Genomic DNA, 2,599 nt, shown 5'->3' on the forward strand with positions numbered 1-2,599 from the left:
GCAGCCATTCCAGTTGTTCGTGGAGCATGTGCAGGACGGATTCCCGGGCGCGATAGCCGTGGGATTCTTCCGGCAGCATGACCAGGCGGGCGGTGCCACCCAGACCACGCAGGGCTTCGAACAGGCGCTCGGACTGCATGGGGAAGGTCCCCGAGTTGTTGTCTTCGGCACCGTGGATCAGCAGGATCGGATGGCTGAGCTGATCGGCGGCGAAGAAGGGTGACATGCGGATGTAGAGATCCGTGTCATCCCAGATGGTGCGCTGTTCGCGCTGAAAGCCGAAGGGTGTGAGCGTACGGTTGAAAGCACCGCTGCGGGCAATGCCGGCCTGGAAGGTATCCGAATGGGCCAGCACATTGGCGGTCATGAAAGCGCCATAGGAATGCCCGCCGATGGCCACCCGCTCCGGGTCGGTAATGCCACGCTCGACACCGGCTTCAACCGCCGCCTTGCCGTTCATCACCAACTGCTCGATGAAGGTGTCATTGGGTTCCTTGTCATCCTCCCCCACCACCGGCATGGTGGCCCGATCCAGCACCGCCCAGCCCTGGGTCAGGGCGAAATGCGGCCCCCAGTAGCTGAGACGATTGAACTGATAGGGCGAGCCCTGTATCTGACCGGCGGCATCGGCACTGCGATATTCCCGAGGATAGGCCCAGACCAGCGTGGGCAGGGGGCCGTCCGTTTCCGGATCATAGCCATCCGGCAGATACATTTGTGCCGACATGGGCAAGCCATCTTCCCGTTCATAGGTAATGAGCTCGCGGCTCACGCCCTTGAGTTCCGGCAGCGGGTGCTCGAAATCGGTAATCCGGCTCTTGCTGTCAGTGGCCAGATCGCGCCAGTAGAAGTTGGGGGGAACGTCCACTGACTCTCGGCGGGTCAATACCACCGGCGTGTCAGGGTCCAGCACGGCAGTGACCTGCTCATACCAGGGCGAGGTCGACCGCCACAGTCGTTCGCTTTCCAGCGCCTCGAGATTGAAGCGATCCAGAAAGGGGCGATCCCCTTCATCCGAGGCACCGTCACCGGCCAGCAGCAGATCCCCTTCGGCCATCACCAGAACCCGGTGGCCGCTTTCATTGCTGCGGGTCTTGGGGCTGCCGGGATCGTTGTAACGGTCTTCCCAGGAGCGGGTCCAGAGCCGTTCGGCCTCCCGCTCGGGCGCATCCGGGGCGACCCGCCACATGTTTTCGTCACGGTTGTTGTACCACCGCTCCAGCACAAGGGCGGTGTCGCCATCACCAAAATGAACCGAGCGGAAACGGTCGGACAGAGTGGCAAGCTTCACCGCTTCGCCATCAAACGGTGCTTCCAGCAGATAGAGGTGCTCACGCACATCCACATCCTTGCGGGGATTGCCTTCATCCTGGGCTTCGGCCCAGAACAGCGTGGCCGGGGCATCACTGCGCCAGCTCACGCTTCGCGGTCCGGTCACGGTGGCATCGAAGGCAATGACCAGATCATCGGCCAGGTCCCGATCAACGACCTGGTACACGGGCTCTCCCTGTCGATCCAGCACTTCGATGGTGCGGGCGAAACGGAAGAAGGGAACGGAATAGGACCAGGGCTCACGCAGGGTTTCCACCAGCAGATAGTTGCCATCAGGCGAGGGCGAGAAGTCGGACAGAATCCCCTCGGCCAGTACCTCCTGATCGCCATCCAGGCGGGCCCGTACCAGTTCACCATGGAAGTAGTGCTCGAACAGGCGCTCGTCGTGACGATCCTCGAGCAGATCCTGATAGGTGCGGGCGGGGGCGGCACGGCCGCGGTTCTCCTGGATGATCGGTCCATCGGGCACCGGATCCCGATCAGGGGCAGCGCCCTGTTCCGGGCTGACCCGGCGTACCAGCAGACTCTCGCTGTCCACCGACCAGACATAGGGCGTGCCCGGATAGGTGGCATTCACGTCGAGGCCTTCAAGCTCTCGGGCTTCGGCACTTTCAACATCCACCACCCAGAGGGCCAAGCGCTCGGGTTCGACCTGCACAAAGGCGAGCTGCGTGCCATCGGGGGAAAAGCTCACGTTCCGGATCCGTGGCCGCTCGGGCAGTCCTTCCACTTCACGCAACCGGCCCTCATCAATGGACTGCAAGCTCAAGCCAGTAAAGTAGCTTGGGCGACTGGGACCGCGGTTCTCGGGATTGAAGCGGATACCGGCGAGGCGTTTTTCCGGTTCGGCCAAATCACGGATGGTTCTCAGTGGCGGGCGTTCCATCAGCAGCAACTGATCACCCCGGGGGCTGAGGCTGACCAGCGGTGTCAGGGGGGCATCCACCAGATCGATGATTTCCTGGGGCGGCTCCTGGTAGCTCCCCACCTCGGCCTCCTGGGCCAGGGCGTTGACGGGCAGGAGCAATGCGGCGGCAATGCCGGCAAGCAGCCCCAGGGGCTTGCGTTGTCGTGCAGTCATTGGCTTTCTCCTTTTGAGACCACTGATATCAGAGGTTTCCTGGTTAGACACGATGATCCAGAGTCAGGCTGGGCCACTTTACGCGAATACGGCTTATTCGGTAGCTGCGTGGTTCACAAGTTCAGTTTTTCACCTTGCTGCCATCCGGTAGCTTTTAATCGCGGCTAAAGCCGCTCCTACGGTGCC

Annotated in this window: 1 protein-coding gene; it reads right to left on the reverse strand. The window is 62.1% G+C overall.

Features of this window, described 5'->3' with window-relative positions; translation table 11 throughout:
* Positions 1-2,413 (reverse strand): prolyl oligopeptidase family serine peptidase (locus ACJWXQ_RS01395; protein WP_406671997.1); only part of this gene is annotated, 2,413 nt, incomplete at its 3' end.
* Positions 2,414-2,599: the final 186 nt, after the last annotated feature.

The sequence above is a fragment of the Natronospira sp. genome (assembly GCF_007134575.1).
GTDB lineage: Bacteria > Pseudomonadota > Gammaproteobacteria > Natronospirales > Natronospiraceae > Natronospira > Natronospira elongata.